Raw genomic sequence first — 24,952 nt, 5'->3', positions numbered from 1 at the left:
CCAGGAGGCCCCATGTCCGAGCGCACCGCCCTCCAGTACCCCATCCCCAACGACGCCGTGCTCGACCCGCCGGCCGAGTGGGCCGAGCTCAGGGGCAAGTGCCCCGTCGCGCATGTGACGTTCGCCTCGGGCGACCCGGCCACGCTCCTCACCCGGTACGAGGACGTCAAGGCCACCCTCGCCGACCCGCGCTTCACCCGCACCTCCGCCGAGGGCGACAGCGCCCGCGTCAGCGAGGAGTCCGGCGGCGTCCTCGACTCCCAGATGGCGTCGGTCCTCCCGCAGCACGGCGAGGCCCACCTCAAGTGGCGCCGCACCCTCAACAAGTGGTTCACCGCCAAGCGCATGGCCGCGCTCCGCCCCGGCATCACCGCCATGGCCGACCGGCTCGTCGACGAGATGACCGCGCAGGGCGACACCGCGGACCTCAAGGCCGCCTTCGGGTTCCCGCTGCCGGTGTGGGTCATCTGCGAGATCCTCGGCGTCCCCGAGGACGACCGCGACAAGTTCTCGTACTGGTCCGACACGCTCCTGAGCATGACCAGGTACACCCAGGACGAGATCGTCGCCGCGCAGACCGCGTTCCACGTCTACCTCGCCGGGCACGTCGCCGCGAAGCGCGCGGAGCCCGGCGACGACCTCCTCTCCGAGCTCGTCACCGACTCCGACATGAGCGACGCCGAGATCATCGCCACCGGCCAGGGCCTCCTCGTCGCCGGGCACGAGACCACCGCGAACATGATCGCCAAGATGGCCGCGATGCTCCTCGCCGACCGCACCCGCTGGGAGGCGCTCCTCGCCGACCCGAAGCTCATCAGGTCCGCCGTCGAGGAGTCCCTGCGCATGGACGTCAACGCCGGGTTCGGCATGGTCCGCTACATCGACCGGGAGTTCGAGGTCGGCGGGTCCGTCATCGAACCGGGCACCACCGTCGTCTGCTCCATGGCCGCCGCCAACCGCGACGAGGACGCGTTCGCCGACGCCCACGCGATGGACCTCGCCCGCACCCCCAACCCCCACTTGGCGTTCGGCGCGGGAGCGCACTCGTGCCTCGGGCAGGCCCTCGCCCGCACCGAGCTCCAAGTCGCGCTGGAAGTGCTCCTGCGGCGCCTGCCCTCGCTCGAACTGGCCGTCGCGCCCGGGGACCTCCAGCGGGTGGAAGGACTCCTGGTCGGCGGCATGGCCGCCGTCCCCGTACGGTGGCGGACATGAGCACCAGCACCAGGGCCTCGCGGGTCGCGGCGACCCGCGAGGCGATCATCACCGCAGCCGAGCGCCTCTTCGCCGAGCACGGCGTCGCGGCCGTCTCCAACCGCCAGATCTCCGAAGCGGCCGGGCAGGGCAACAACACCGCCGTCGGCTACCACTTCGGGACCAAGGCCGACCTCGTGCGCGCCATCATCCGCAAGCACATGGCGCACATAGAGGAAGCGCGCGAGGAGCGCCTCGCGCACATCGGACCCGAACCGGGGCTCCGCGACTGGGTCGAGTGCTTCGTCATGCCGACCATGGACCACCTCGGCTCGCTCGGCGACCCGACCTGGTTCGCGCGGTTCGCCGCCCAGGTCCTCACCGACCCGGCCGTGCGCGACGAGATCGCCGACGAGGCGATGCAGTCGCCCGCACTGCGGCGCGTCAGCGACGGGCTCGACGTGTGCCTGTCCGACCTGCCGCCCGAGATCCGCGACGAGCGCAACGCCATGGTCAGGCAGCTCGCCGTGCTCGTCCCGGCCGTGCGCGAAGCCTCGCTCGCGGCCGGGAAGACCACCGCCAGGGACACCTGGCATGAAGCAGGCCTCGGCCTGGTCGACGCCATCGTCGGCCTGTACGGGGCTGAAGTCACCGAACTCAGGGGGTTACCCGCCATGAAAGTGACCGTGGACGAAGACAAGTGCTGCGGTGCGGGCTCGTGCGTGCTCGTCGCGCCGGACGTGTTCGACCAGCGCGACGAGGACGGGATCGTGATCCTCCTCGAACCCGCGCCCGCCGCCGAGCACCACGAGGCCGTGCGCGAGGCCGCGAGCGTGTGCCCCGCGCTCGCCATCGACGTCAGCGAGGGCGCGTGAGCGAGAGCGTCCTCGTCGTGGGCGCCTCCGCGGCGGGGCTCGCCACCGCTGAGGCACTGCGCCGCAAGGGCTTCGACGGGCGCCTGACGCTCCTCGGCGCCGAACCGTACCTGCCGTACGACCGGCCGCCGCTGTCCAAGCAGGTCCTCTCCGGGGCCTGGGAGCCCGCGCGGGCGCAGCTGCGGCCCGACGCGATGCTGTCCTCACTGGACGCCGAGTTCGCGCTCGGCGAGGCCGCCACCGGCCTCGACGCGGCGAACCGGGCCGTCACGACCGAGAACGGCCGGGTGCTGGCGGCCGACGCTATCGTCATCGCCACCGGCATCCGGGCGCGGACGCTCCCGGGCGCCGCCGGGCTCGGCGGCGTGCACGTGCTGCGCACCATCGAGGACGCACTGCGACTCAAAGGCGAACTCGCCCAGGCGAAGCGGCTCGTGGTCGTCGGCGACGGCGTCCTCGGCGCCGAGATCGCCGCCACCGCGACCGGGCTCGGACCGGACGTGACCCTCGTGGGGCCGCAGGCCGCGCCGATGGAACTCCAGCTCGGCCCCGGCGTCGCGAAGCACCTCGCCGAGATGCACACCGAGCGCGGCGTCAGGCTCCGGCCCGGCGTCGGCGTCGCGGGCCTGGAGGAGCGCGACGGGCGCGTGACCGGCGTTCGCCTCGACAGCGGAGACGTGCTCCCCGCCGACGCGGTCGTCGTGTCGATCGGGTCGATCCCGGTCACCGAGTGGCTCACCGGCTCGGGCCTGCGGATCGACAACGGCATCGTGTGCGACGCGAACTGCCTTGCCGCCGAAGGCATCTGGGCGGTCGGCGACGTCGCGCGCTGGCACCATGCGGGGCTCGGGCGCGATCTTCGCCTGGAGAACCGCACGAACGCCACCGAGCAGGCGGCCGCGGTGGCCGCGAACATCCTCGGCGCCGACCTGCCGTACAAGCCGGTGCCGTACTTCTGGACCGATCAGTTCGACGCGAAGATCCAGGTCTACGGCCTGCCTTCGGTCGACGACGAACTCGACGTCCTCGAAGGCGACCCGGCCGCGCGCCGCTTCGTCGCCGCGTACCGGACTGAAGGCCGGATCACCGGCGTCGTCGGCTGGTCCATGCCGAAGCAGGCCCGGCAGCACCGTCAGTCTCTTGTGGAGTCGTTCGCGTAGCGTCTCCGCGTCCCCGGATCTCAGAACGCCCTTGAGCGTCGCCGTGCTGTGCCCAGACTGCGCCCTTTACGGAACCGGCACGGCGACAGGAACACCCGAACCGAAAGGAACGCGCGATGACCGACCAGGAGACCCCGGCATATCCGATGGAGCGGGCGATGAAATGCCCGTTCGACCCGCCGCCGCAGCTCAAGACCCTCCAGGAGGAAGGGCCGATCACCAAGGTGCGCTTGGAGGACGGCCAGACGCCGTGGCTCGTCACCGGCTACGACGACCAGCGCGCGGTCCTGTCGGACCCGCGCGTCAGCTCCGACACCGCGAGCCCCGGCTACCCGAATGCGGCCGTCGCCAAGGACTACGAGGACGAAAGCGACGAGCCGCAGGAGCAGCGGCCGAAGATCGGGTTCATCCTCATGGACGACCCCGAGCACGCGCGCCTGCGCCGCATGGTGACCGCGCCGTTCGCGATCAAGCGCTCCGAGGCGCGGCGGCCCGCCATCCAGAAGATCGTCGACGACGCGATCGACGCGATGCTCGCCGGGCCCAACCCGACCGACCTCGTCGACGCGTTCGCGCTGCCCGTGCCGTCGCTCGTCATCAGCGAACTGCTCGGCGTCCCGTACGCCGACCACGACTTCTTCCAGGAGAACAGCAAGGTCATCGTCAACCTCGACGTGGCGCCGGAGGAGCGCACGGCCGGGATGCGGAACCTGACCGTGTACCTCGACGACCTGGTGGGGCAGAAGATGAAGGCCCCGGGCGACGACCTGCTTTCGGGCCTCGTCGGGCGCATCGAGGCCGGGGACCTCACGCGCGCGGAGGCCGCGCAGATCGGCGTGCTGCTCCTCATCGCCGGGCACGAGACGACCGCGAACATGATCGCGCTGGGGACGTTGGCGCTCTTCGAGAACCCGGACCAGCTGGCGCTCCTGCGCGACAGCGACGACCCGGCCGTGGTCGCGAAGGCCGTCGAGGAGCTGCTGCGGTACCTGCACATCACGCACAACGGCCGCCGCCGGGCCGTGCTGGAGGACATCGAGATCGGCGGGCAGCTCGTCAAGGCCGGCGAGGGCGTCATCCTCCCCGGCGACATCGCCAACCGCGACCCGCGCCTCTTCCCCGACCCCGACCGCCTCGACCTCACCCGCGACGCCCGCCGCCACATCGCCTTCGGCTTCGGTGTCCACCAATGCCTCGGCCAGTCCCTCGCCCGCGTCGAACTCCAGGTCGTCTACAGCACCTTGTACAAACGCATCCCCACCCTCGCCCTCGCCGGCGAACTCAAGGAACTCCCCTTCAAGCACGACGCCGCCGTCTACGGCGTCTACGAACTCCCCGTGACCTGGTGACCCGCCCCGGGGGCCGACGCACCAGTCGGCCCCCGGACGTTCGACCGGCCCCCTCCCGGCACGGCCCGCGTACATTGGCCCGATGACCCCGAACCACGTGATCGACCGGCCGGCCGACTTCTGGCGCGACCTCACCGGCTAGCGCGATGCGGTTGGGCGGGCAGGAGTGGCGGGCCGTTGTTGACGAGGTTCGGCTTGGGGTGCAGCGGTTTCGGGTGGTGCGGGCCTTGAAGGTCGGGCATATGCCGCTCTATGAGGGGCGGCTCGGGGCGCAGATGGGTGTGGACAAGCGGGGGGCCGTTGATCTCGCGATCGCGTGGTGGCTGGCGGCGCGGTCGCCGCGGAGCCTGGTGTACCTGCCGCTGAAAGGGAGTGCGGCGGACTGCGGGGCGGAGTACGGCGGGCGGAAGCTCGATCTGGTGCTACTGCATCACAGCCTGGGGTTCCGGGTGTCGCAGTGGAAGGAAGTGCGGGGGCGGTTGGGGGCCGGGCGGGTGCAGAAGGTGACCATGCCCGCCGACCCGTTCCCAGAGCGGGAATCGGAAGCCGCTCGGACTCGATGGCATCGCGACTTCAAGGACCGGCTCCGATGGACGATCGCGGCCGACACGCTGTTCCTCGTGGGTAGCCGCTCGGCGTTCGAGTTCGAAGGCGAGCAGCTGCGGGCGTTGGCGGAGGACTGCCCCTCGCATCTCGCTGAGCAGCCCGATACGCATTGCTGCGCGGAGATCGAACTCGGCCGCTTCAATAGCACCGATCGGCGGAACCCCTGGTCGCAGCTCCATGTCGAATGCTGCAACCGCCATTGGTGATCAGTGCTGCTGCACGCGGTCGAGGACGGCCTTGATCGCGGGGGAGTACGCGGGGTGCGGGGTCCATGGGGTGTGTCGGGCTTCGGCTGCGTGGTGGTCGGTGAGGGTTCGGTAGAGAAGGGCCCGGAGGGCGAGTTGGGGCGGGGTGGTGTCGAGAAGGGTGGTGGGGGCGCGGTGCCAGCAGACGGCGTCGATGAGGGCGACGGCGGTGGCCCAGGCGGTGGGGCGCCAGTAGGGCGGCCAGTCGATGACGGCCGGGGGCAGGCCGGGTTCGTAGAGGATGTTGCCGAGGAGGTCGCCGTGGACGAGCTGGTGGGGGACCTCGATCGGGGCGCGGGCCGCGGCTAGGTCGTCGACCTCCGCGGGGAGAGCGATATCGAGGTTCCAGGAGTCTCGGTCGGCCCTTGACCACCAGTCGTCGCGGGAGGAGAGGAACTCTGGGCGGGGGAGATCGGCGATGGCCGCGTGGAACTTCTCGCCGATTTGGACTGCCTCGCTCCAGCGCTTCGGGTCGGTCGAGCCCGCTAGGAGCTCACTCGCCTCCCAGCCGTCGACTGTCCAACTGCCGGAATCCGATCTGACGGGTCTGGGGACCCGGAAGGCCTCGGACTCGGGGAGGGCGATGAGCGTTTCGGCTCGCCAGGTCGATTCGATCTCGTTGTCCGCTGGTTTGAAGACCAGCTTGCCACTGGCCCAGGTTCGGCCTTGGCCTCCATGGAGGAGACGGGGTTCTCCAAGTGCGCCGAAGGCTTCCAGGACGGATCGCGGTGGCTGCATCACTGCTCTGACAACTCGATGACCTGCTCGGCGACCTTGAGCATTCCCTGCGAGAGCTGCTCATCGTATGTGTCGGAGTCGATGTCGATCGAGCACGAGCAAGTGATCTGGACGTCAACGTTCAGATGCTCCAGGTACCCGATGGACTGTAGGTTGCCGTTCGGATCGATGGATGTGGCATAGGTGTAGCCGTCTTCCTCGGAAATGAACCGAGCGTCTGTCGGACTCCAGCTGAAGTGTTCGCCGTTGTACCGTACGACGATCTCCAGGCGGTTCTCGCCGTCGTCGCCTGAACTTTGGGCCCAGCATGCGACTCGGTCTCGGTTCTCGTTTGAGTCGGACAGGTATTCCTCGGCGTTCCCCCAGGTTCCTGACGCGGCTGGAAGGACCGCCTCCAGTCCTTCCAGGTCCAAGGACTCGCACAGTCCTTCCGGGGAGGTGAGCGTCTCCTGTGTTTCAGCGCCCTTGAAACTGAGTCCTAGCCCCCGCCATGCCACGGCAGCGACAACGATGAGTAGCACTGTCAGCCAGGCCGCGGTTATCACAGTTGATTTCTTGAACATGGGCGAAGGGCTTTCAGAACACTGAATCGATCGAAGGGAGGCTGAGTTCGTGAAGGCCCATCTCCTCCAGCGAAGCGGACATGGCGGCGATTTCGGTCTTGAGAGCCTCAAAGTGGGTCTCGGCAGAAGAGACCATCTCGTTGAGAGCCGCCAGGAAGTCCTCTCTGAGGTCGGCTGAGGTCGAACCCGAGACCGGGGCGTCTGTTTGGCTGGAGCTGAGCACCGTCGCCCCTTCCTTGGCAATATCGACAACCGTTGTCAGGCTCTCGAAGGCACTCTTAAGGGCGGGGCCGACGAGTCCAGTGAGCTGGGCGTACGTGATCGACTTGGATGGAGCGGACTCCTCCGCCAGAACGAAGTACGCGTCGACGGTCGTCGCGAATGCCGTGTAGATCGACTTCCAAGTGGTTTCGACGATCTCGCGGTACGCCTGCATTTGGGCGCCAAGGAACACTGAGAGGTTGTAATGGACCGCCAGGGCATTGGGGATCTGGTTCACCACGTTCTTCCGGAACATCCTCGCAAGCTCTTCGTCCCAGTATTCCTCGGCGACATAGCTCTTGAGGTCCAGCAGGTCCTGGTCTGATTGGTCCATCGGCATCCTGTACTGCAGTGTAGTGGAGAACTGCGAAAGGGCATCCTGCACCGCTTGTATGCCTTCAGGGTCCTGCTGCGAAAAGGAGCGGGCCTTCTCCTTGATGTCGCCGAGTCGCTCGGAGGCATACCCTTTGGCCTCCTCAAGGATCGCCGCGCCTTCGCTGCCCGAGACATACAGGTACTCCTTGCCTGCGTATTCGCAGGCGGTGTCGGCGAGGCCGCCGACTGCCCTGTTCGCGATCTCGACCTCGCGCGGCAAACGGACTACTCCGCCGTTCTCATCGTCCTTCTTGCGGAGGAGGTACGCGATCGTTCCGTGCAGATATGCCGTTTCGAACCCCGCGATCGCATCCTCAACGCCTGCGGCGGACTTCTGCGAGGTATCGATCTCGGGCTTGGCCGGGGCGTCACCGAGCTGTCTGGCGAAATATGACATTCCAACTCCTTGGGAGGGCGTTCCGGAGACGGATCAACCGTGCGAGTAAGGCGCGTTTCGGTTGTCCCAGGCCGCATCTTCGGAGGCGACTGCCCCATCGAACTGCTCTTGCCGCTCAGCGCTACTCATGTCGGCAGAACCGCCCAGCCCATCGATCTCGAAGTCGGCCGCGGCGGCCTCGTCGGCGGCCTGGTGGTTCCCTGCGACGGCTTGGAGGGCGATGCCATGCTCTTCGAGGTTCTCGACAGTCCGGGTCACCAGGGTGTTCAGATCGTCCTTGAGCCCGCGCCAAGCGGCCAGGAAGTTCGACTCACCGGGGGCGTTGCCCGTGAGCCCGTCGTCCTGGGGATAACTCCCGTAGGTCTCCTGGTAGTCGTCCGACATGGACTTCAATAGTGTGCCCGCGTAGTCGATCTTGTCTGTATCGGCAACTAGATCCGGCACGGTGAACTCCTGAAGACGACCGATGGTGGGCGGGGTGTCAGTGATCGCCAGCGAGAGCCCGCGTCTTGTCGGCGCAGGGCGGGCGGCGAGTTACTCGAACAGGGTAACGGGAGGTATGCCGGTTTTGCTCGCCATGAGATGCGATCTGGACCGCCCAGTCAGGTCCGGAATCCTCGATGATCACTCTGTGTAATTGGTTCTTGCGTGCATGGCGGTCTCTGACGGGGCGCGGAGCTTCTTGCATGCACACTCCGTAGTTTCATCACGATCTCATAAAGACTGGCAAGCGGAACTGTTGGCCACCACTTCAGCGCCAGTAGGCCATTGAGTGGAGGCGGTCCTTGGGGATGGCGAGGTCTTTGCGGGCGAAGGCGGTGAGGGCGCGGGTGGTGCGGGCTTCGCAGGTTATCCACAGGTATGTGGATGGGGTGACGAGGGGCGGGAGGGCGGCGCGGACGGCGGTTTCGAGGGCGGTGCCGTCGCCGCGGGGGATCAGGTGGAGGTCGTGGGCGTCGCGGGTGCGGAAGGGGAGGTCGTCGTCGCTGGTGGTCTCGAACCAGATCGTGGCGGGGGTGTCGGGGAAGGCGTCGAGGAGGGAGTTGATCGCGGGGAGCGAGGCCGGGTCGCCGACGAGGAGGAGGCGCTCGGGGAACGGGTCGGGGGTGGTGAAGGCGGTGCCGTAGACGGTGGCGGCGATGGCGTCGCCCCGGGCGGCCGTCTCGGACCAGTTGCTGGCGACGCCGTCATGGAGGGCGAACTCGATGTCGAAGGTGCCGGCCTCGGGGTCCGGGTCGACGAGGGTGTAGCCGCGCTGGTGGGGCTTGCCGTCGGCCTCGAACCAGAGGCGGACCCACATCGTGGGGTGGACGCCGAGCTCGGAGAGGAGCCCGCCGTCGGTGAACGAGAGCCGCCGATAGTGCGGTGCGACCTGCGCGGTTCCGGTGACGGTGAACTTGAAGTCCTTGGCGCGCAGCAGTTTCAGTACGGCGCCTTCCCAGCCCTTGCCCATGCCGGTCCTCTCGAAACTAGGGGTTCTCTTTAGTTAGGCTAGACTAACCTAATTATGAGGTTCGAATGCTACCGGGATTCCTGGGGGATCCCGCACCTGCGGGCGCCTGACGCCACTGCGCTCGCCTACGCCCAGGGCTGGAACGCCGCCACCGACCGGGCGTGGCAGCTTGAGTTGCTCAGGCGTCGTGCGACGGGGACCGCCTCGGAGGTGCTCGGGAGCGAGTGGGTCAACTGGGACCGGTTGACGAGGCAGGTGCGCGTCACCGCCTCGGCGCGAGCGGCTTTCGAGCGGCTTGACCCCGCCACTCGGGAGTGGGTCTCGGCGTTCGTCGACGGGGTCAATTCGGTTGGGGCTTATCCGGATTGGGAACCCTGGACGCCGCTGGCCGTGTGGCACGCCGAGCACCTGACGTTCGGGTCCGGCTTCCCCGCCAAGATCTGGCGGCAGCGGGTCCGCGAGACGCTCGGGGCCGATGCCGTCTCGCGGTTCGCCATGGACGGGCCCGAGCCGGTCGGGTCCAACGGGTGGTTGATTTCGGGCGAAATGACTACTTCGGGCGCTGCCATCGTCGCCGGGGACCCGCATCGGTTCATTCAGCTTCCCGGTTCCTACCAGCAGATTCGGCTCTCGTGCGATGAGTTCGACGTCGTCGGGCTGGCCATGCCCGGCATCCCCGGGATTGCTCATTTCGGCCATACCGGTTCCGTCGCCTGGGGCATCACCAACGCGATGGCCGATACCTCTGACTTGTTCCAGGAGCAGTTGCGGCGCAATGAGGATGGATCGGTAGAGGCGTTCGGGCCCGACGGTTGGGAGCCTGTCTTCTCCGCTACCGAGACCTTTGCGGTGGCCGGGGGTGAGGATCAAGTCGTCGAGATCCTGGAGACCGCCCGCGGGCCCATCGTCGAGGACGGACCTGAAGGTGTGCTGAGCCTTCGCGGGCCCGTCACGGCTGAGGCCGACCTCGGGTTCGCCGCCGTGCCGAAGCTGCTGCGGGCTCGCACCGTGGGTGATGTCGATGCCGCACTTGACGACTGGGTGCTCCCGGTCAATGTCGTCATGGTCGCCGACACCCGGGGCGGGCTCCTCCACCGCGCCGCCGGGAAGGTGCCCGCGCGCGACCTGGAGAACCGCAAGTACCCCGTCCCCGCCTGGGACGCACGCTACGCCTGGCACGGCTGGGAGCCCATGCCCCGCAAGGATGTCGGTCAGCTCGCGACCATGGCGAACGACCGCGGCGTGGCCGCCCCGCTCGGGGTCGAGTTCTGCCAGCCGTACCGGGCCGACCGCATCCGCGACCTCCTCCAAAAGCGGACCGACTGGACCGCACCCGAAATGGCCCGCATCCACACCGACACCCTGCTGCCCTCGGCCTGGATCGTGCTCGACCTCCTGCCCGCACTCAAGCTCGGCCCCGAAGGCCGCGGCCTCCGGGAGCGGCTGCTGCTGTGGGACCGGCACATGGACGCAGGCAGCATAGAAGCCGCCGCGTTCGCGCGCGTCAGGGCCGCGTTCATCGAGCGGCTCGCCGGGCTGCCGGTGTTCGCGCCGCTCACCGAGCCGACGGAGTATTCGCCGTTCTTCGCCGGTTGGCTGGCCCTGTTGCCGCGCATCGCGTACGCACTGGAGCACGTGCTCGCCAGCGGCCTGATCGGCGACGAGGAGCGCGACGCCGCGCTGGCCGCGGCCGTCGAGGAGGTCGCCGCGCGCGAGCCGGTCGAGTGGGGCGAGGTGCACCGGCTCGCGCCGTGGCACGACGCCGCGCCGGGTGAGGACGCGGTCGAGCCGATCGGCGGCATGGCCGGGGACGCCGACTGCGTGCTCTCCACCGCGGGCGGCCTCGGAGCGAGCGAGGACTTCCTGCGCGGGCCCGCCGCGAGGTGGGTGTGGGATCTCGCGGACCGCAGGAACAGCCGCTGGATCGTCCCCTTCGGAGCGTCGGGGGAACAGGGGCCGCATCAGCGGGACCAGTTCCCGCTGTGGCGGCGCGGGGAGCTGGCGAGGATCGAGACCGATTGGCACGCTTTGGAACTGGAGTACCGCATGATCGACCGGCCCGCAGTGTTCGAGGAGCGGGTGGAGGGCTTCGGGCGCATCGCGATCGTGCCCGTGCGGCCCGCCGAGGACCTCGACCTGATCTACGGCTGGGTCACCGAGGAGCGCGCGAAGTTCTGGGGGATGACCGAGCACTCCAAGGACCACGTGCTGGAGATCTACGAGTACCTCGACTCGCTGGAGACCCATCATGCGTTCCTGGTGCTGCGGGACCGGACGCCCATCGCCCTGTTCCAGACCTACGAGCCCGCCGCCGACCCGGTCGGCGAGTGCTACGAGGTCGAGCCCGGCGACATCGGGGCGCACCTGCTCGTCGCTGGATCGAACGGCCGGGCGCGGCCCGGGTTCACCGGAGAGCTCATGGGGGTCCTGGCGCAGTACCTGTTCGCCGACCCCGCGCATCGGCGCATCGTCGTGGAGCCCGATGCGAGGAACGCGCAGGCCGCGGCCCGCATGCGCCGCACCGGGTTCGCGCTCGGGCCGGAGATCCAATTGGGGGACAAGCGCGCTCAGCTGGCGTTCCTGCGCCGCGAGGACGCGCCCTGCCGGTTGAAGTGACATGGCGGATGAGCGGCGGCCCCAACCCCAGGGCCGCCGCTCGCGGTTCAGCGGCGGTGCGGCTCAGGTCCCAATACCGGGCTGCGGGCCGCTGAACCGGCTCAGGAGGGCCGGCACCGCGCGGGCGGGGTCGAGCCGGTAGTCGTAGAAGTTGCGCGGGTCGAACGCCTCGCCCTGGGAAGTGATGAGGCCGTCGTCCCAGGTGCAGTCGACGGTGACGTTGCCGCGCTGCACGAGTTCGCCGTCGATCGTGTAGTACGGGTTGTGAACGCGCTCGTAGAAGCTGTTCTCGATGACGCCGTTCGAGAAGCCGCGCACGTAGTTCCCGTACGCGCTGACGTCCTGAAGCAGGTTGTTGTACATGTGCAGGTTCGCGATGTTGTCCGCGCTCGGGTTGCGCTGCACGGTTTCCTTGAACCAGTTGTGGTGGATGGTCATCTGCGCGGTCACGTTGGGCGTCCAGCCGATGCCGAACGTCTTGTTGTTCTCCCACAGGCGGTTCCACGAGACGGTGAGGAACGTGGTGTCCTTGCGGGAGTCGATGAGCCCGTCGTTCATGCGGGTCAGCGTGTTGTGGTCGATCCAGACGTGGTCGGCGGTGTCCATCTGGATGGCGTCGAAGTCGAACTCCTTGTCGTCCGGGTCGTCCTCGGGCATGAGGGTGTCGCGGATCGTCAGGTTCCGGATGATGACATTGTGGACGCCCGCGGCGAGGAAGAAGCCGCCGCCGACGATCTCACCGCTCGTGCCGACGCCGACGATCGTCTTGTCCGAGGCCACGCGGATCTCGGTGCCGCGCGGGGCGATGTCGATCGCCGCCGCCACGCGGATGACGTAGGGGTCCGCGGCGGTCGCGTACGCGTTCAGGTCCTCCTGCGTGGTGACCGTGACGACCGCGCCTCCGGCGCCGCCGGCGGTCGGCCCGCGGCCGAGGCCGGGGAGGGACGCGAAGCCGTCGGCGCGGTCGGACCAGGGGCGTCCGGCGGCCTCCGCGGCGGCGGGCAGGCCCGCCGCGAACGTACCGGCTACGGCGGCCGCGCCGAGGGCGCGGCGGGTCAGTCTCGTTGTCTTCCAGGGGTTCACGCGAGGCTCCTTCGACTCGGGGAGAGCGGCGTCAGGGAGCAGTCTAAGCAGGTCGATTGATTATGGTCAATGGATTGCCCTAATCTCGGACCAATTTTTTTCATGACTTGACATAACCTCGGACCGGGTCGTAACCTGAGCGCCCAACCATCGAGTCCGATCGATACGCCGGACACGGGTGTCCGCGTGAAGGGACCGCAAGCGTGACCACAGCACAACCCCCCTCCACCCCTCGGCAGGCGGTCAGCCGCCGTAACCTCATGAAGGCCGGCGGCCTCGGCCTCGCCGCCGTCCCCGCGCTCGCCGCCTGCGGCCGCGGCTTCGGCGGCGGCGGGGACGACGACTCCGGCGACGGCGTCACCCTCAACATGGTCTGGTGGGGCGACGCCGTCCGCGCCGAGAAGACCCAGGCCGCCCTCGACGCCTTCATGGAGCAGAACGAGGGCGTCAAGATCGAGGTCGAATACCAGGACTCCGGCCCCTACCAGGACAAGCTCGCCACCCGCTTCGCCGCGGGCGACCCGCCCGACCTCATGGCCATGCGCATGGACTCGCTCCGCGAGTACGCCGACCGCGGGGCCCTCCTCGACCTCAACGAGTACGCAGAGGACCTCGACCTCAGCGGCCTCAGCGACAACGCCGCGACCATCGCCGAAGTAGGCGACAGCATCTACGGCGTCCCCGCGGGGCTCAACACCGTCGGCTTCGTCGTCAGGCAGGACTTCGCCGAGCAGTACGGCGTCGCCGTCCCCGACGGCGACACGTGGGGCTGGGAAGACCTGGCCGCCTTCGCGAAAGCGATCACCGAGGCCAGCGGCGGCGAGGTCTACGGCACCGGCTTCGAGGCCCAGACTCTCGCGAACATCCTCGTCTTCACGCGCCAGAGGGGCGAGGACTTCTTCACCGAGGACGACCGGCTCGGCGTCACCGCCGCCACCGTCCAGGCCTGGTTCGAGATGATCAACGGGATGCGCGCCGACGGCGGGTTCCCGCCCGCCGGGTTCTTCGAGAACATCGGCGGCTCGGCCGACCAGTCCTATATCGCGCAGGGCAAGCTCGCCTCGCAGATCATCCCCACCAACAACTTCCTCGGCTACAACGAGGCGTGCGGCGGGACGCTCGCGCTGCTGCGCATGCCCGGCGAGACGCAGGGCGCGCGCCGCGGCCAGTCGGTCGACTGCCCGCACCTGTGGTCGGTCGCGTCGGAGTCGGAGCACCCGGAGACGGCGCTGAAGCTGCTGGACTTCCTGCTCAACGACCCGGCCGCGTCCCTCGCGACGGGCACCACGCGCGGCGTCCCCGCGAACGCCGAGGTGGCCGAGGAGATCAAGTCCTCGCTGGAGCCCGACGACCAGCTCGCCACGGACTTCCTCATCTCGCTCCAGGGCGAGGACCTCCCGCGCTCGCTGCTGTACCCGCCCGGCGGGTCGGCCGTGTTCGACTTCCTCGACGCGCTGGCGGTCGAGGTCGAGTTCGGGCGCGTCAGCCCGGCCGACGCCGCCGCGCAGTTCATCGAGCAGGCCGAAGGGGCCATCGCAGGGTGAGCACCGAGACCGCCGTCATGCCGGAGGCGGACGTGCCGCCGGCCCCGGGAGACGGGCGCCCCTCCGCAGGGCGCCCCCGGGGCCGGCGGGCGCGTAAGGACCGCGCCGGCTACCTGTTCCTCCTCCCGTGGTTCATCGGGATGCTGTTCACCGTGGTGCCGTTCTTCGCGTCGCTGTACCTGGCGTTCACGGACTACAACCTGCTGAACAGTCCGAAGTGGATCGGATTCGAGAACTTCACCGCGATGTTCCGGGACCCGGTGCTGCTCAAGTCGTTGCAGGTGACGTTCATCTACACGTTCGTGTCGGTGCCGCTGTCGCTGGCGGCGGCGCTGGGCGTGGCGATGATCCTGAACAAGGGCATCAGGGCGCTCCCGGTGTACCGGGCCGTGTTCTACCTGCCCTCGCTCCTCGGGGCGTCGGTGGCCGTGGTCCTGCTGTGGCGCTACGTCTTCGGGCTCGACGGGATCGTGAACGCGTTCCTCGGCTGGTTCGGACTGCCCGCGATCGCGTGGACCTCCGACCCCGACTACGCGCTGACGACGCTCATCATCCTGCACATCTGGACGTTCGGCTCGCCGATGGTGATCTTCCTGGCGGGCCTGCGGCAGATCCCGGTCATGTACTACGAGGCCGCGGCGGTCGACGGGGCGTCGAAGTGGCGCCGGTTCCGCTCGATCACGCTGCCGCTGCTCAGCCCGATCATCTTCTTCAACCTGATCCAGTCGCTCATCGCGTCGTTCCAGACGTTCACGCAGGGCTTCGTGATGAACGACGGCGGCGGCGGTCCGGCGAACTCCACATTGTTCTACAACCTGTACCTGTACCAGCAGGGCTTCAACCAGTTCAACATGGGCTACGCCTCGGCGATGGCCTGGACCCTGCTGGTCATCATCGCCGCGTTCACCGCCCTGACGTTCTTCTCCGCGAAGTACTGGGTCAACTACGACAACTGAGGCCGCATCGATGTCAACGACCTTGCAATCCCCGAAGGCGCGGCGCCCGGACGAGGACGCGCTGATCGAGCGGTTCGGTTCGAGCCGCAAGTCCCGCTTCGCCAGGCACCTCGCGCTGTGCCTCATCGGCCTGTTCATGATGTACCCGCTGCTGTGGCTGGTGTCGAGCTCGGTGAAGCCGAACGGGCTGATCTTCTCGGACCTGTCGCTGTGGCCGGCCGAGTGGAGCCCGCAGAACTACGCGGACGGGTGGACGGCCCTGGAGTACGACTTCGGGGTCTACTTCTCCAATTCGATCGTCATCGTGGTGCTCAGCATCGTGGGGAACCTGTTCTCGTGCTCCCTTGCGGCGTACGGGTTCGCGCGGCTGAACTTCACCGGGCGCAAGCTCTTCTTCGCGCTCATGCTCGGGACGATGATGCTGCCGGGGCACGTGCTGCTCATCCCGCAGTACATCCTGTTCGCGAAGCTCGGCTGGCTCAACACGTACTACCCGCTGCTGGTGCCGAACTTCCTGGCCACCAACGCGTTCTACATCTTCCTGATGGTGCAGTTCATGCGCCAGCTCCCGCAGGAGCTCGACGACGCGGCCCGCATCGACGGGTGCGGGCCGTTCCGCACGTTCTGGAGCATCATCCTGCCGCTGTGCCGCCCGGCGTTCGCGACGACCGCGATCTTCACGTTCATATCGGTGTGGAACGAGTTCTTCGGGCCGCTGCTGTACCTGACGGACCCGGAGCTGTACACGGTGCCGCTGGCGCTGCGGCAGTTCGTGGACTCGGAGGGCCAGTCGCAGTGGGGGCAGATGTTCGCGATGTCGGTGCTGTCGCTCGCGCCGATCATCGGCTTCTTCATCGCCGGACAGAAGTACCTGGTCAAGGGCATCGCCACGACCGGGCTCAAATAGAGGGAACGCCTTGACGAATCCGCTCCACGCCGACGCCCGCGGAGGCGCGGCTCCGATATGGACCGCCGACCTCGGCGACGGCACGTACCGCAACCCGGTCCTCAACGCGGACTGGTCCGACCCGGACGCGGTCCGGGTCGGCGACGACTTCTACCTGACCGCCTCCAGCTTCCACCGGGTGCCGGGCCTGCCGGTCCTGCACAGCCGGGACCTCGTGAACTGGACGGTCATCGGCCACGCGCTCACGAGGCTCGTGCCGGAGAAGGACTTCCGGACGCCGCAGCGCGGCGGCGGCGTCTGGGCCCCGGCCCTGCGCCACCACGCGGGCCGCTTCTGGATCGTGTACCCGGACCCGGACCGGGGCCTGTTCGTCACGAGCGCCGAGGACCCGGCCGGGCCGGCCTCGGCGATGCTTGCGAGCCGTAGATTGGAATGGAGCGAGCCGCTGCTGCTGAAGGGCGGCAAGGGACTCATCGATCCTTGTCCACTGTGGGATGAGGACGGGTCGGCGTACCTGGTGCACGGGTGGGCCAAGAGCCGGTCCGGGATCAACAACCGGTTGACCGTGCACCGCATGAGCACTGACGCGACCGAGCTGCTCGACGAGGGCACGGTGGTGATCGACGGCGACGCGCTGGACGGGTACCGGACCCTCGAAGGCCCGAAGTTCTACCAGCGCGACGGCTGGTACTGGATCTTCGCGCCCGCGGGCGGGGTCGCGCAGGGCTGGCAGTCGGCGTTCCGGTCCCGGGACCCGTTCGGGCCGTATGAGGACCGGATCGTGCTCGCGCAGGGCTCGACGGCGGTGAACGGGCCGCACCAGGGCGCGTGGGTGGATACGCCCGACGGCGCGGACTGGTTCTTGCACTTCCAGGACAAGGGGTTCCTGGGGCGGGTGGTCCACCTCCAGCCGATGCGGTGGGGCGAGGACGGCTGGCCCGTGATCGGCGACGGCGGCGAGCCGGTGGCGGTGCACGCCAAGCCGATTCAGGGCGAGCCGGTGGCGGCGCCCGCCGCGGGGGACGACTTCGCGAACGGGATCGGGCTCCAATGGAGCTGGCAGGCGAACCCGGAGCCGCACTGGATCGACCCGGCGGGGGTGAAGGGCGGCGGACTGCGGCTGAACTGCGTGCCGGGACCGGCCGATCTGCGGTTCCTGCCGAACCTGCTGGGGCAGCTGCTTCCCTCCGACGACCTCCGGGCCGAGGTCGCGGTGTCGCTCGACGGCACTGCGGTCGGCGACCGGGCCGGGCTCGCGATCGTGGGCGACACGTATGCGTGGATCGGCCTGGAGCACACCGAGAACGGGACCTTCCTTGTGCACCGCACCGCGGAGGACGGCGTCGAGACCGACGCGGCCGAACCGGTGGCGGTCTACGGAGCGGCTACGCTTGCGGTGGAGGTCGAGCCCGGAGGCCAGTGCCGCTTCGCCGCGTGGAGCGGAGACGACTCCAACCGGCAGAGAAGACGGATTCAAAACCCGTACAGTGTGGGTTCGAATCCCACCCGGGCTACTAGTGCGGCGCTCGTCGGCGAACCGTTCCAGGCCACCGAAGGGCGGTGGGTCGGGGCCGCGCTCGGGTTGTTCGCGAGCGGTGCCGGGGACGGCGGCTCTGCGGCGTTCGGGCCGTTCAGCGTCGAGGCGCGGTCGGGTGACCATGGATGAGCAGGTCACGCTCGTCCAGACGCATCCGCTGAGCCTCGGCGGCGCCACGGTCGCGGAGTACGTGTGGCGGCCGCACCTGCCGAGCCTGCTGTCGCCGCGGCCGTACCTCCACCCCGTGCGGACCCTCGCCGGGACCGAGGTCACCGAGGCCATGCCCGTCGACCATCTCCACCACCTCGGCGCGAGCGTCGCCATGCCCGATGTCGGCGGCGTCAACTTCTGGGGCGGGCGGACCTACGTGCGCGGCAAGGGGTCCGTGCCGCTGCCGAACCACGGCGTGCAGCGCCACCACCGCTGGGAGGCCCGGACCGACGCCGTGCTCGCGCACGAGCTGCGGTGGGTCGGGCCCGACGGAGCGACAGTGCTCCGCGAGCGGCGCAGGATCGCCGCCCGGCCGCTCGACGACCGGGCGTGGGCGCTCGACTTCCGGTACGCGATGTACAGCGCCGCGGCCGGGCCGCTGGAGTTCTCCAGTCCGGGGGCCAAGGGCCGCGTCGGGGCCGGGTACGGCGGGTTCTTCTGGCGCGCGAACCGCGGCCTGCGGAGCGTGCGCCTGCTCGGACCCGGCGGCGAGGGGGCCGCGCGGCTGCACGGGTCGCGCGGGCGGTGGGTCGCGCTCAGCGCGAGCGGGCCCGACCCGTGGACGCTCGTGTTCATCGACGTTGCGGCCCAAGAGGACCCGTGGTTCGTGCGCGGGGACGACTACGTGGGGGTCGGCGCGTCGCTGGCCTGGGCGGAGGCGTTCTCGGTCGCGCCGGGGGAGGGACCGCGGCGACGTATCATCACGGTAGTCGCGGACGGCGCGCTCGGGCCCCGGGAGACGGCGGACCTGGCGGCGTCGGTGTCCGCGGCCTCGGCGGAGCCGGATCATGGATCGTAGATCCTATAGGATATCGGATCCGGGGCCCGGTATCGTACGGCCGGGACCGGCCGTTCTCTTGGGAGGCGCAATGGAGCACTCCGGCACGACGGGCTCGGTGGTCGCCGAACGGCCCGACGCCCTGGCGCTGCACGTCGACGGCCGCGAGGTCGCCAGCTACGTGTGGCGCTCGCGCCTGCCCGCCTCCACCGCGCCCCGCCCGTACCTCCACCCGGTGCGCACCCTCGCGGGCACCGTCGTCACCGACGCGCGTCCCCACTCGCACACGCACCAGCTCGGCATCAGCATCGCCGCGCCCGACATCGGCGGCCGCAACTTCTGGGGCGGGCGCACCTTCGTCGCCGGGCACGGCCCGGCCTGGCTCGACGACCACGGCGCGCAGCAGCACCGCCGCTGGCTGCGGCACACCGATTCCGAGCTCGCGCACACCCTCAACTGGGTCGACCGGGACGGCGCCGAACTGCTCTACGAGCGCCGCGAGATCGCCTGCCACCCCCTCTCTCCCGGAGCCTGGACGCTCTCGGTCCGCACGAGGCTACTCAACGCCACCGACAATCCGCTCCAGATCCGCAGCCCCGCGGCCCTCGGCCGCGTCGGCGCCGGGTACGGCGGGTTCTTCTGGCGCGGGCCGTCCAGGTCCGAGCGGGTCCGCGTGCTCAGCTCCGCCGGGGACGGCGAGCGCGCCGTCAACGGCACCACCGCCGAATGGGTGGCCGTCTCCGGTGCGGGACAAGGGGAGTGGACCGTCGTGTTCGCGCCCGCCGATGCGATCACCGCCGCCGACCGGTGGTTCGTGCGCTCGCGCGACTACCTCGGCGTGGGGTCCTCGCTCACTTGGGACCGTCCACTGGTGCTGGAGCCGGGCGGCGCGATCGCACGGCATATCCTCGCAGTCGTGGCGGACGGCACTCTCGACTCGGACGCGGCCGGCGCGCTGGCCGCGTCGGCGCGGTCCGCGCCGTGACCGGCGACCCCGCGCGTCAGGAGCGCCTCCGCGAACTCAACCTGGGCCTGGTGTTCCGGGAGGTCCTCGCCGCTGACGCGCCGCTCTCGCGCACCGAGCTGGCCGCCGCGACCGGCCTGACCCGCCCCACCATCACCCGGATCGTCGAAGAACTGATCGCCGGGCGGCTCGTCACCGAGACCGGCACGAACCCAGACGGCCGCGCTGGGCGCCCCCGCGTCGGACTCACCCTCTCGCGCACTGGACCCGCGGGCCTCGGACTCGACATCCGCTCCGACGGGCTCGCCGCGTGCGTCGTCGACCTCGCCGGGCGGGTGCGGCACCTCGCGTTCGCGCCGCTCACCGACACCGACGCGCCCGCGGTCCTCGAACGCCTGGGCCGCATGGCAGATGAGGCCGTCACGGCCGCCGCCGCCGAAGACCTCACCGTGGTCACCGCGACCCTTGCCGTCCCCGGGCCCGTCGACGGCGGGATCGTGCGCACCGCGCCCGCGCTCGGCTGGCGCGACGTCCCCGCCGCCGACCTCCTCGACGCCGCGCTCTCGGGTCTCGGCCTGGCGACCGCCGTCGACTCGGAGGCGAACCTCGCCGCCCGCGGCGAGCTCCACGCCACCGGCGCCGACCGCGCGCACACTCATTTCGTTTATGTCTCAGGCGGACTCGACATCGGCGCGGGCCTGGTCATGGACGGCCGCCTCATGCGCGGCGCCCGCGGCTGGGGCGGCGAACTCGGCCACGTCACCGTCGACCCCGAAGGCAAACCGTGCCGGTGCGGCTCGCGCGGATGCCTCCAGACCTATGCGAGCCTGCCCGCGCTCCTCGGCGGCGAAGTCGTGCCCGCCGGGGCCAGCCCCGAGTCCGTGATCCTCGGCCGCGCCGACGCGGGCCGCCCCGAGACCCTCGCGGCCCTCGACGCCGCCGCGAGCGCCCTCGGCGTCGCGCTCGCGAACGTGTGCAACCTCCTCGGGGTCGACACGGTGTTCCTCGGCGGCAGTTTCGCCCTCATGGACTCCTGGCTCTCCGCGGGCGTGCAGGCCGAACTGTCCCAACGGGTCCTGTTCGCCGACTGGGCCCCCGTCACCGTCCGGCCCGCGACCATTGGCCCCGACGCGGCCGCGATCGGCGCGGCCCTCGCCGTCGTCGACCGCGTCAGCGCCGACCCGTCGGCCTGGCTCGCCGCCAACCGCTAGGCGGGCTCGCTCCTGAACGGCCCGTCCAGTGCGGCCCACTGGAGGAGCATCACCGTCTTCGCGTCGGCGATCTCGCCGGTGCGGACCATGCTGAGCGCCTTTGCGAACGGCAGTTCCACGACGGCGATGTCCTCGCCCTCCTCGGCGACGCCCGCGCGGTCGGTGAGCGGGGCCGACCCGTCGTACGGGGCCGCGAAGCAGTGCAGGCGCTCGGTGACCGAGCCGGGGGACATGTACGGCGCGAACACGCGCTGCGGCTCGCCGATCGCGAGGCCGGTCTCCTCGGCGGCCTCGCGGCGGATCGCCTCCTCGGGCGCGTCGCCGTCGAGCAGGCCCGCCGGGACTTCGAGGAGCATCCCGTCGGGGTGCCCGTTCACGTACGCGGGCAGGCGGAACTGGCGCGTGAGGACGACCGTGCCGCGCCCGGTGTCGTAGGGGAGGACCGCCGCGCCGTCGCCGCGGTCGTAGGTCTCGCGCTGCTGCCGGGTCCAGGTACCGTCGGGGCCGCGGTAGTCGAACGTGGTCTTGCGCAGCACGTACCAGTCGCTGGAGAGCAGCTCGACGTCGACGATGCGCACGTCCGGGTTCCCGTCCAGGGCCCGGCCCTGCCGGTCGAGCCCGGTGCGGCCGCGGCGGTCCGGGGTGTCGATCCCTGCGGTCATCGCGATGCCTCTTTTCGATAATGTGCGAATACGTTTGATTTTGATGATACTGCGGGGATTCCTCGGCGGCGAACACCGTGGTACGGTCACCTGCATACCGACCAGACGGTTTGGAGTCGTGCATGCAGAGGTTCGCGGGCAGAGTCGCCCTCATCACCGGAGCGAGCAGGGGCATCGGCTTCGCCGTCGCCCGGCGGCTCGTCGACGAGGGCGCGTCGGTCGTCGTCACCGGTCGCGACGAGGAGGCCCTCAAGGCCGCCGTCGCCGAACTCGGCGAGGAGCGCGCCGCCGGCGTCCCCGGCAAGGCCGACGACCCCGCCCACCGGGACGCGGCCGTCGCGCACGCCGCCGAGCGGTTCGGTGGCCTCGACCACCTCGTCAACAACGCCGGGATCAACCCCGCGTACGGGCCCCTCACTGGCATCGACTTCGACGCGGCCCGCAAGATCCTGGAGGTCAACGTGCTCGCCGCGCTCGCCTGGACGGGCGCGGCCCTCAAGGGAGGGCGGCTGAAGTCGGTGGTCAACATGGCCTCGATCGCGGGCACGGCCGCCAGTCCCGGCATCGGCTTCTACGGGATCTCCAAGGCCGCGTTGATCAACCAGACCCAGCAGCTCGCCGCGGAGCTCGCGCCCGCCGTCCGCGTCAACGCGCTCGCGCCCGCGGTCGTCAAGTCCCGCTTCTCGAAGGCGCTCTACGAGTGCCGCGAGGCCGAGGCCGCCGCCGCGTACCCGCTCGCGCGGCTCGGGGAGCCCGAGGACGTCGCCGGGCCGGCCGCGTTCCTGCTCTCCGACGACGCCGCCTGGATCACCGGGCAGACGATCCTCGTGGACGGCGGCGCCAGCGCCCGCCTCACCTGGTGAAGGATGGGAGCCATGAAGACGAAGAACGTGGCCGACGAGGTGCTCCGCGCCGCCCTCGAACTGTTCGCCGCGCAGGGGTACGCCAACACCAGCGTCCAGCAGATCGTGCAGGCCGCGGGCGTCACCAAGGGCGCCATGTACCACTACTTCACGTCCAAGGACGACCTGCTGTTCGCGATCTACGAGCGGATGCTGTCGCTCCAGAAGCGCCGCCTCGACGAGATCACCGCGGCGGGCGGCGAGACCGAGGACGTGCTGCGGGCGGTGTGCGAGGACGTGGTGGTGACCTCCATCGACTTCCTCCCCGAGGGCACGGTGTTCTTCCGCAGCCAGCACATGCTCACGCCCGAGCGGCAGGCCGAGGTCAAGCGGCGCAGGCGCGAGTACCACGACAAGTTCGCCGAGCTCATCGTGCGCGGGCAGGAGGAGAAGCGGTTCCGCGACGACGTGCCCGTCTCGGTCCTCATCGCGCACTTCTTCTCCGACATCCACTACCTGCCCCACTGGTTCACCTACGAGGGGCCCGAGAACGAGGCCGAGCTGGCCGCCCAGATCACCGAGCTGTTCCTGCGGAGCCTGCGGAGGGCCGATGGCTGAGACCATGCGCGCGTGGCGGATCGGCGCCTACGGGGAGCCCGCCGACGTCATGGCCCTCGGCGAGGCCCCCGTGCCCGAGGCCGGGCCCGGCGAGGTCCTGATCCGCAATCGCGCTGTGGCCGTGAACTTCCCGGACGTGCTGCTCGCCCGCGGGCAGTACCAGGAGCGGCCGCCCCTGCCGTTCACGCCCGGGATCGAGCTGTGCGGCGAGGTCGCCGCGCTCGGGCCCGGCGCGGAGCGGTTCGCGGTGGGGCAGAGGGTGGTCGCAACCGCGATCGGCGTCATGGCCGAGTACGCCGCCGTGCCGGAGGCCTCGGTCCACGCGGCGCCGGACGCCCTGGACGACGCGGCCGCCGCGGCGTTCCTCATCGCGTACCAGACCGCCTGGTTCGGACTCCACCGGCGCGCGAAGATCCAGAGTGGAGAGACGCTCCTCATCCATGCCGCCGCGGGCGGTGTCGGCACTGCCGCCTGCCAGCTCGGCGCGGCCGCCGGGGCCGAGGTGATCGGCGTCGTCGGCTCCGAGGCCAAAGCGCGCGTTGCGGAAGCGTCCGGGGCGGCGCGCGTGTTGCTGCGCGACGGCGACTGGGTCGGCGCGGTCAAGGCCGCCGGGGGAGCGGACGTCGTGTTCGACCCCGTCGGCGGCGCCGCGTTCACCGGGTCCGCCAAGGCCGTGGGCTTCGAGGGCCGCATCGTCGTGGTCGGCTTCGCCTCCGGGGAGGTCCCGCCCGTGCGCGCCGACCACGCCCTGGTCAAGAACTACAGCGTCCTCGGCCTCCACTGGGCCCTGTACCAGCGCCGCCGCCCCGACCTCGTCGCCGAGGCGCACGCCGAGCTGACCCGCCTCGCCGCCGAAGGGGCCGTGCGGCCCGTCGTCTCGGCGGCGGTGCCCTTCGCCGATGCGGCGCAGGCGGTCCAGCGGCTCGCCGACGGCGGGACCACCGGACGGCTCGTGGTGGCGGTGGGGGAGTGAACGGCCTGGCCGGGCGCACCGCGATCGTCACCGGCGGCGCCCGCGGCATCGGCGAGGCGTACGTGCGGGCCCTGCACGCCGAGGGCATGCGGGTCGTGATCGCCGATGTCCTTGCAGAACAAGGGAAGGCGCTGGCCGAGGAGCTGGAAGGGGCGCGGTTCCGCGCGCTCGACGTGACCGACGAGGGCGCCTGGGACGCCGCGGTCGCCGAGACGCTCGACGCGTTCGGGGCGGTCGACGTGCTCGTCAACAACGCCGGGATCGCGAACGCCGCCCCCATCGAGCACTTCACGCTGGCGAAGTGGAACGCGGTGCTGGCGGTGAACCTCACGGGCGTGTTCCTCGGCTGCCGGGCCGTCGTGCCCGCCATGAAGGCCGCCGGGCGCGGCGCCATCGTGAATGTGTCCTCTGTGGAAGGGCTGCGCGGTTCGGAACGGCTGCACGGCTACACCGCGGCCAAGTTCGGGGTCCGCGGGCTCACCAAGTCGCTCGCCGTCGAACTCGGGCCCGCCGGGATCCGCGTCAATTCGCTCCACCCCGGGTTCGTCGCCACGGACATGACCACCAGGATCGACCCCGACCGGCTCCAGATCCCGCTGGGGCGCCCCGGCGTCCCCGCCGATCTCGCCGGGGCCCTCGTCTTCCTCGCCGGGGACGCCTCCGCGTACCTCACCGGCGCCGAGATCGTCGTCGACGGCGGCATGACCGTCGGCATCCCGCACACCTGACCTGCTGAAAGACTTGCAAGATATCGACATGGATTCACTGTCCTCAGCACATACCGTCCGGTCGGTATCTAGGGTATGGTGAGACGACCCCCACACGAAGAGGTGCGCGC

23 protein-coding genes, 1 tRNA gene and 1 pseudogene are annotated in these 24,952 nt (G+C 70.0%); 18 read left to right on the top strand and 7 right to left on the bottom strand.

Translation table 11 applies throughout. The annotated features are described in order from the left end of the window. The first annotated feature begins 12 nt into the window (after positions 1 to 12). The 5 genes from WA640_RS24125 to WA640_RS24105 all read left to right on the top strand — a co-directional run bounded on the left by WA640_RS24125 (position 13) and on the right by WA640_RS24105 (position 5,387). Positions 13 to 1,212 carry a cytochrome P450 gene (locus WA640_RS24125; RefSeq protein ID WP_335991175.1) on the top strand — a complete coding sequence of 400 codons (1,200 nt, stop codon included), beginning with the start codon at positions 13 to 15 and terminating at the stop codon, positions 1,210 to 1,212. Next, positions 1,209 to 2,066, top strand: coding sequence for a 4Fe-4S domain-containing protein (locus WA640_RS24120; protein ID WP_335991173.1), 858 nt, complete (start codon positions 1,209 to 1,211; stop codon positions 2,064 to 2,066). Before WA640_RS24125 ends, WA640_RS24120 begins: the two co-directional genes overlap by 4 nt. Then, the gene (locus WA640_RS24115) at positions 2,063 to 3,226 is read left to right on the top strand and encodes an NAD(P)/FAD-dependent oxidoreductase (RefSeq protein WP_335991171.1); all 1,164 of its coding nucleotides are present in this window, start codon (positions 2,063 to 2,065) and stop codon (positions 3,224 to 3,226) included. Before WA640_RS24120 ends, WA640_RS24115 begins: the two co-directional genes overlap by 4 nt. Positions 3,227 to 3,342: 116 nt before the next feature. Then, positions 3,343 to 4,575: a cytochrome P450 gene (locus WA640_RS24110; RefSeq protein WP_335991170.1), complete on the top strand. Its 1,233-nt coding sequence runs from the start codon at positions 3,343 to 3,345 to the stop codon at positions 4,573 to 4,575. A 242-nt stretch (positions 4,576 to 4,817) separates the two neighbouring features. Next, entirely contained in the window at positions 4,818 to 5,387 is a 570-nt protein-coding gene (locus WA640_RS24105; RefSeq protein WP_335991168.1) for a hypothetical protein, read from the top strand. Here the strand turns inward: WA640_RS24105 and WA640_RS24100 are convergent, their stop codons facing one another. The 5 genes from WA640_RS24100 to WA640_RS24080 form a co-directional block, all read right to left on the bottom strand. Next, positions 5,388 to 6,164 (bottom strand): phosphotransferase, encoded by a 777-nt coding sequence (locus WA640_RS24100; protein ID WP_335991167.1) that lies wholly within the window; start codon positions 6,162 to 6,164, stop codon positions 5,388 to 5,390. It abuts the gene before it with no gap. Beyond that, positions 6,164 to 6,727 carry a hypothetical protein gene (locus tag WA640_RS24095; protein WP_335991166.1) on the bottom strand — a complete coding sequence of 188 codons (564 nt, stop codon included), beginning with the start codon at positions 6,725 to 6,727 and terminating at the stop codon, positions 6,164 to 6,166. The genes WA640_RS24100 and WA640_RS24095 overlap by 1 nt, the downstream gene beginning before the upstream one ends. Before the next feature lie 13 nt (positions 6,728 to 6,740). Continuing rightward, positions 6,741 to 7,760 carry a hypothetical protein gene (locus WA640_RS24090; RefSeq protein WP_335991164.1) on the bottom strand — a complete coding sequence of 340 codons (1,020 nt, stop codon included), beginning with the start codon at positions 7,758 to 7,760 and terminating at the stop codon, positions 6,741 to 6,743. 33 nt (positions 7,761 to 7,793) lie between these two features. Beyond that, the gene (locus tag WA640_RS24085; protein ID WP_335991163.1) at positions 7,794 to 8,204 is read right to left on the bottom strand and encodes a hypothetical protein; all 411 of its coding nucleotides are present in this window, start codon (positions 8,202 to 8,204) and stop codon (positions 7,794 to 7,796) included. Positions 8,205 to 8,511: 307 nt separating this feature from the next. Further along, a complete protein-coding gene (locus WA640_RS24080) occupies positions 8,512 to 9,213 on the bottom strand; it encodes a siderophore-interacting protein (protein WP_335991161.1) in 702 nt (233 codons plus the stop codon). A gap of 54 nt (positions 9,214 to 9,267) precedes the next feature. Here WA640_RS24080 and WA640_RS24075 point away from each other — a divergent pair, with 54 nt between their 5' ends. Further along, the gene (locus WA640_RS24075) at positions 9,268 to 11,829 is read left to right on the top strand and encodes a GNAT family N-acetyltransferase (protein WP_335991158.1); all 2,562 of its coding nucleotides are present in this window, start codon (positions 9,268 to 9,270) and stop codon (positions 11,827 to 11,829) included. Positions 11,830 to 11,892: 63 nt separating this feature from the next. Here WA640_RS24075 and WA640_RS24070 read toward each other — a convergent pair whose 3' ends face one another. Beyond that, positions 11,893 to 12,912, bottom strand: a complete 1,020-nt coding sequence (locus WA640_RS24070; RefSeq protein ID WP_335991156.1) for a pectate lyase family protein — start codon at positions 12,910 to 12,912, stop codon at positions 11,893 to 11,895. A gap of 203 nt (positions 12,913 to 13,115) precedes the next feature. On the opposite strand from WA640_RS24070, the gene WA640_RS24065 reads away from it, so the two are divergent. The 8 genes and pseudogenes from WA640_RS24065 (at position 13,116) to WA640_RS24025 (ending at position 21,019) form a co-directional block, all read left to right on the top strand. Further along, complete coding sequence (locus WA640_RS24065) at positions 13,116 to 14,456, top strand: ABC transporter substrate-binding protein (RefSeq protein ID WP_335991155.1); 1,341 nt, start codon at positions 13,116 to 13,118, stop codon at positions 14,454 to 14,456. 17 nt (positions 14,457 to 14,473) lie between these two features. After that, the gene (locus WA640_RS24060) at positions 14,474 to 15,412 is read left to right on the top strand and encodes a carbohydrate ABC transporter permease (RefSeq protein WP_442904813.1); all 939 of its coding nucleotides are present in this window, start codon (positions 14,474 to 14,476) and stop codon (positions 15,410 to 15,412) included. A 10-nt stretch (positions 15,413 to 15,422) separates the two neighbouring features. Next, the gene (locus WA640_RS24055) at positions 15,423 to 16,319 is read left to right on the top strand and encodes a carbohydrate ABC transporter permease (RefSeq protein ID WP_335991152.1); all 897 of its coding nucleotides are present in this window, start codon (positions 15,423 to 15,425) and stop codon (positions 16,317 to 16,319) included. Positions 16,320 to 16,329: 10 nt separating this feature from the next. Then, a pseudogene (locus WA640_RS28940) lies at positions 16,330 to 17,199 on the top strand (glycoside hydrolase 43 family protein); the annotation flags it as partial. A gap of 568 nt (positions 17,200 to 17,767) precedes the next feature. Beyond that, positions 17,768 to 17,830, top strand: a tRNA-Leu gene (locus WA640_RS24040). Positions 17,831 to 17,977: 147 nt separating this feature from the next. Then, a complete protein-coding gene (locus WA640_RS24035; protein ID WP_335991193.1) occupies positions 17,978 to 18,865 on the top strand; it encodes a PmoA family protein in 888 nt (295 codons plus the stop codon). A 70-nt stretch (positions 18,866 to 18,935) separates the two neighbouring features. Continuing rightward, complete coding sequence (locus WA640_RS24030; RefSeq protein WP_335991148.1) at positions 18,936 to 19,829, top strand: PmoA family protein; 894 nt, start codon at positions 18,936 to 18,938, stop codon at positions 19,827 to 19,829. Next, on the top strand, positions 19,826 to 21,019 hold the full coding sequence (locus WA640_RS24025) for an ROK family transcriptional regulator (protein ID WP_335991147.1): 1,194 nt from the start codon (positions 19,826 to 19,828) through the stop codon (positions 21,017 to 21,019). Before WA640_RS24030 ends, WA640_RS24025 begins: the two co-directional genes overlap by 4 nt. Here WA640_RS24025 and WA640_RS24020 read toward each other — a convergent pair. After that, a complete protein-coding gene (locus tag WA640_RS24020; protein WP_335991146.1) occupies positions 21,016 to 21,681 on the bottom strand; it encodes an NUDIX domain-containing protein in 666 nt (221 codons plus the stop codon). The two genes, WA640_RS24025 and WA640_RS24020, sit on opposite strands and share 4 nt — an antisense overlap. A 122-nt stretch (positions 21,682 to 21,803) precedes the next feature. On the opposite strand from WA640_RS24020, the gene WA640_RS24015 reads away from it, so the two are divergent. From WA640_RS24015 to WA640_RS24000, 4 genes are read left to right on the top strand one after another with little or no spacing between them, the layout of a single operon-like run. Next, a complete protein-coding gene (locus tag WA640_RS24015; protein WP_335991144.1) occupies positions 21,804 to 22,544 on the top strand; it encodes an SDR family oxidoreductase in 741 nt (246 codons plus the stop codon). Between the two features lie 12 nt (positions 22,545 to 22,556). Next, positions 22,557 to 23,141: a TetR/AcrR family transcriptional regulator gene (locus WA640_RS24010; RefSeq protein ID WP_106366433.1), complete on the top strand. Its 585-nt coding sequence runs from the start codon at positions 22,557 to 22,559 to the stop codon at positions 23,139 to 23,141. Positions 23,142 to 23,145: 4 nt separating this feature from the next. Then, positions 23,146 to 24,114 carry an NADPH:quinone oxidoreductase family protein gene (locus WA640_RS24005; RefSeq protein ID WP_442904812.1) on the top strand — a complete coding sequence of 323 codons (969 nt, stop codon included), beginning with the start codon at positions 23,146 to 23,148 and terminating at the stop codon, positions 24,112 to 24,114. Then, complete coding sequence (locus tag WA640_RS24000; protein ID WP_335991140.1) at positions 24,111 to 24,842, top strand: SDR family NAD(P)-dependent oxidoreductase; 732 nt, start codon at positions 24,111 to 24,113, stop codon at positions 24,840 to 24,842. The genes WA640_RS24005 and WA640_RS24000 overlap by 4 nt, the downstream gene beginning before the upstream one ends. The last annotated feature ends 110 nt before the right edge of the window (positions 24,843 to 24,952 follow it).

It is taken from the genome of Glycomyces sp. MUSA5-2, assembly GCF_037034145.1.
Classification (GTDB): Bacteria; Actinomycetota; Actinomycetes; order Mycobacteriales; family Micromonosporaceae; genus Glycomyces; species Glycomyces artemisiae.
The sequence above is the reverse complement of the archived record's forward strand: the minus strand, read 5'-3'. Positions and strand labels throughout refer to the sequence as shown.

Excerpts from the sequence above, each read along its gene's own strand:
- WA640_RS24125 (WP_335991175.1), top strand. The coding sequence starts at position 13 with ATGTCCGAGCGCACCGCCCTCCAGTACCCCATCCCCAACGACGCCGTG.
- WA640_RS24120 (WP_335991173.1), top strand. The coding sequence starts at position 1,209 with ATGAGCACCAGCACCAGGGCCTCGCGGGTCGCGGCGACCCGCGAGGCG.
- WA640_RS24110 (WP_335991170.1), top strand. The coding sequence starts at position 3,343 with ATGACCGACCAGGAGACCCCGGCATATCCGATGGAGCGGGCGATGAAA.
- WA640_RS24105 (WP_335991168.1), top strand. The coding sequence starts at position 4,818 with ATGCCGCTCTATGAGGGGCGGCTCGGGGCGCAGATGGGTGTGGACAAG.
- WA640_RS24100 (WP_335991167.1), bottom strand. The coding sequence starts at position 6,164 with ATGCAGCCACCGCGATCCGTCCTGGAAGCCTTCGGCGCACTTGGAGAA.
- WA640_RS24095 (WP_335991166.1), bottom strand. The coding sequence starts at position 6,727 with ATGTTCAAGAAATCAACTGTGATAACCGCGGCCTGGCTGACAGTGCTA.
- WA640_RS24090 (WP_335991164.1), bottom strand. The coding sequence starts at position 7,760 with ATGTCATATTTCGCCAGACAGCTCGGTGACGCCCCGGCCAAGCCCGAG.
- WA640_RS24080 (WP_335991161.1), bottom strand. The coding sequence starts at position 9,213 with ATGGGCAAGGGCTGGGAAGGCGCCGTACTGAAACTGCTGCGCGCCAAG.
- WA640_RS24075 (WP_335991158.1), top strand. The coding sequence starts at position 9,268 with ATGAGGTTCGAATGCTACCGGGATTCCTGGGGGATCCCGCACCTGCGG.
- WA640_RS24060 (WP_442904813.1), top strand. The coding sequence starts at position 14,474 with ATGCCGGAGGCGGACGTGCCGCCGGCCCCGGGAGACGGGCGCCCCTCC.
- WA640_RS24055 (WP_335991152.1), top strand. The coding sequence starts at position 15,423 with ATGTCAACGACCTTGCAATCCCCGAAGGCGCGGCGCCCGGACGAGGAC.
- WA640_RS24035 (WP_335991193.1), top strand. The coding sequence starts at position 17,978 with ATGGATGAGCAGGTCACGCTCGTCCAGACGCATCCGCTGAGCCTCGGC.
- WA640_RS24030 (WP_335991148.1), top strand. The coding sequence starts at position 18,936 with ATGGAGCACTCCGGCACGACGGGCTCGGTGGTCGCCGAACGGCCCGAC.
- WA640_RS24020 (WP_335991146.1), bottom strand. The coding sequence starts at position 21,681 with ATGACCGCAGGGATCGACACCCCGGACCGCCGCGGCCGCACCGGGCTC.
- WA640_RS24015 (WP_335991144.1), top strand. The coding sequence starts at position 21,804 with ATGCAGAGGTTCGCGGGCAGAGTCGCCCTCATCACCGGAGCGAGCAGG.
- WA640_RS24010 (WP_106366433.1), top strand. The coding sequence starts at position 22,557 with ATGAAGACGAAGAACGTGGCCGACGAGGTGCTCCGCGCCGCCCTCGAA.
- WA640_RS24005 (WP_442904812.1), top strand. The coding sequence starts at position 23,146 with ATGCGCGCGTGGCGGATCGGCGCCTACGGGGAGCCCGCCGACGTCATG.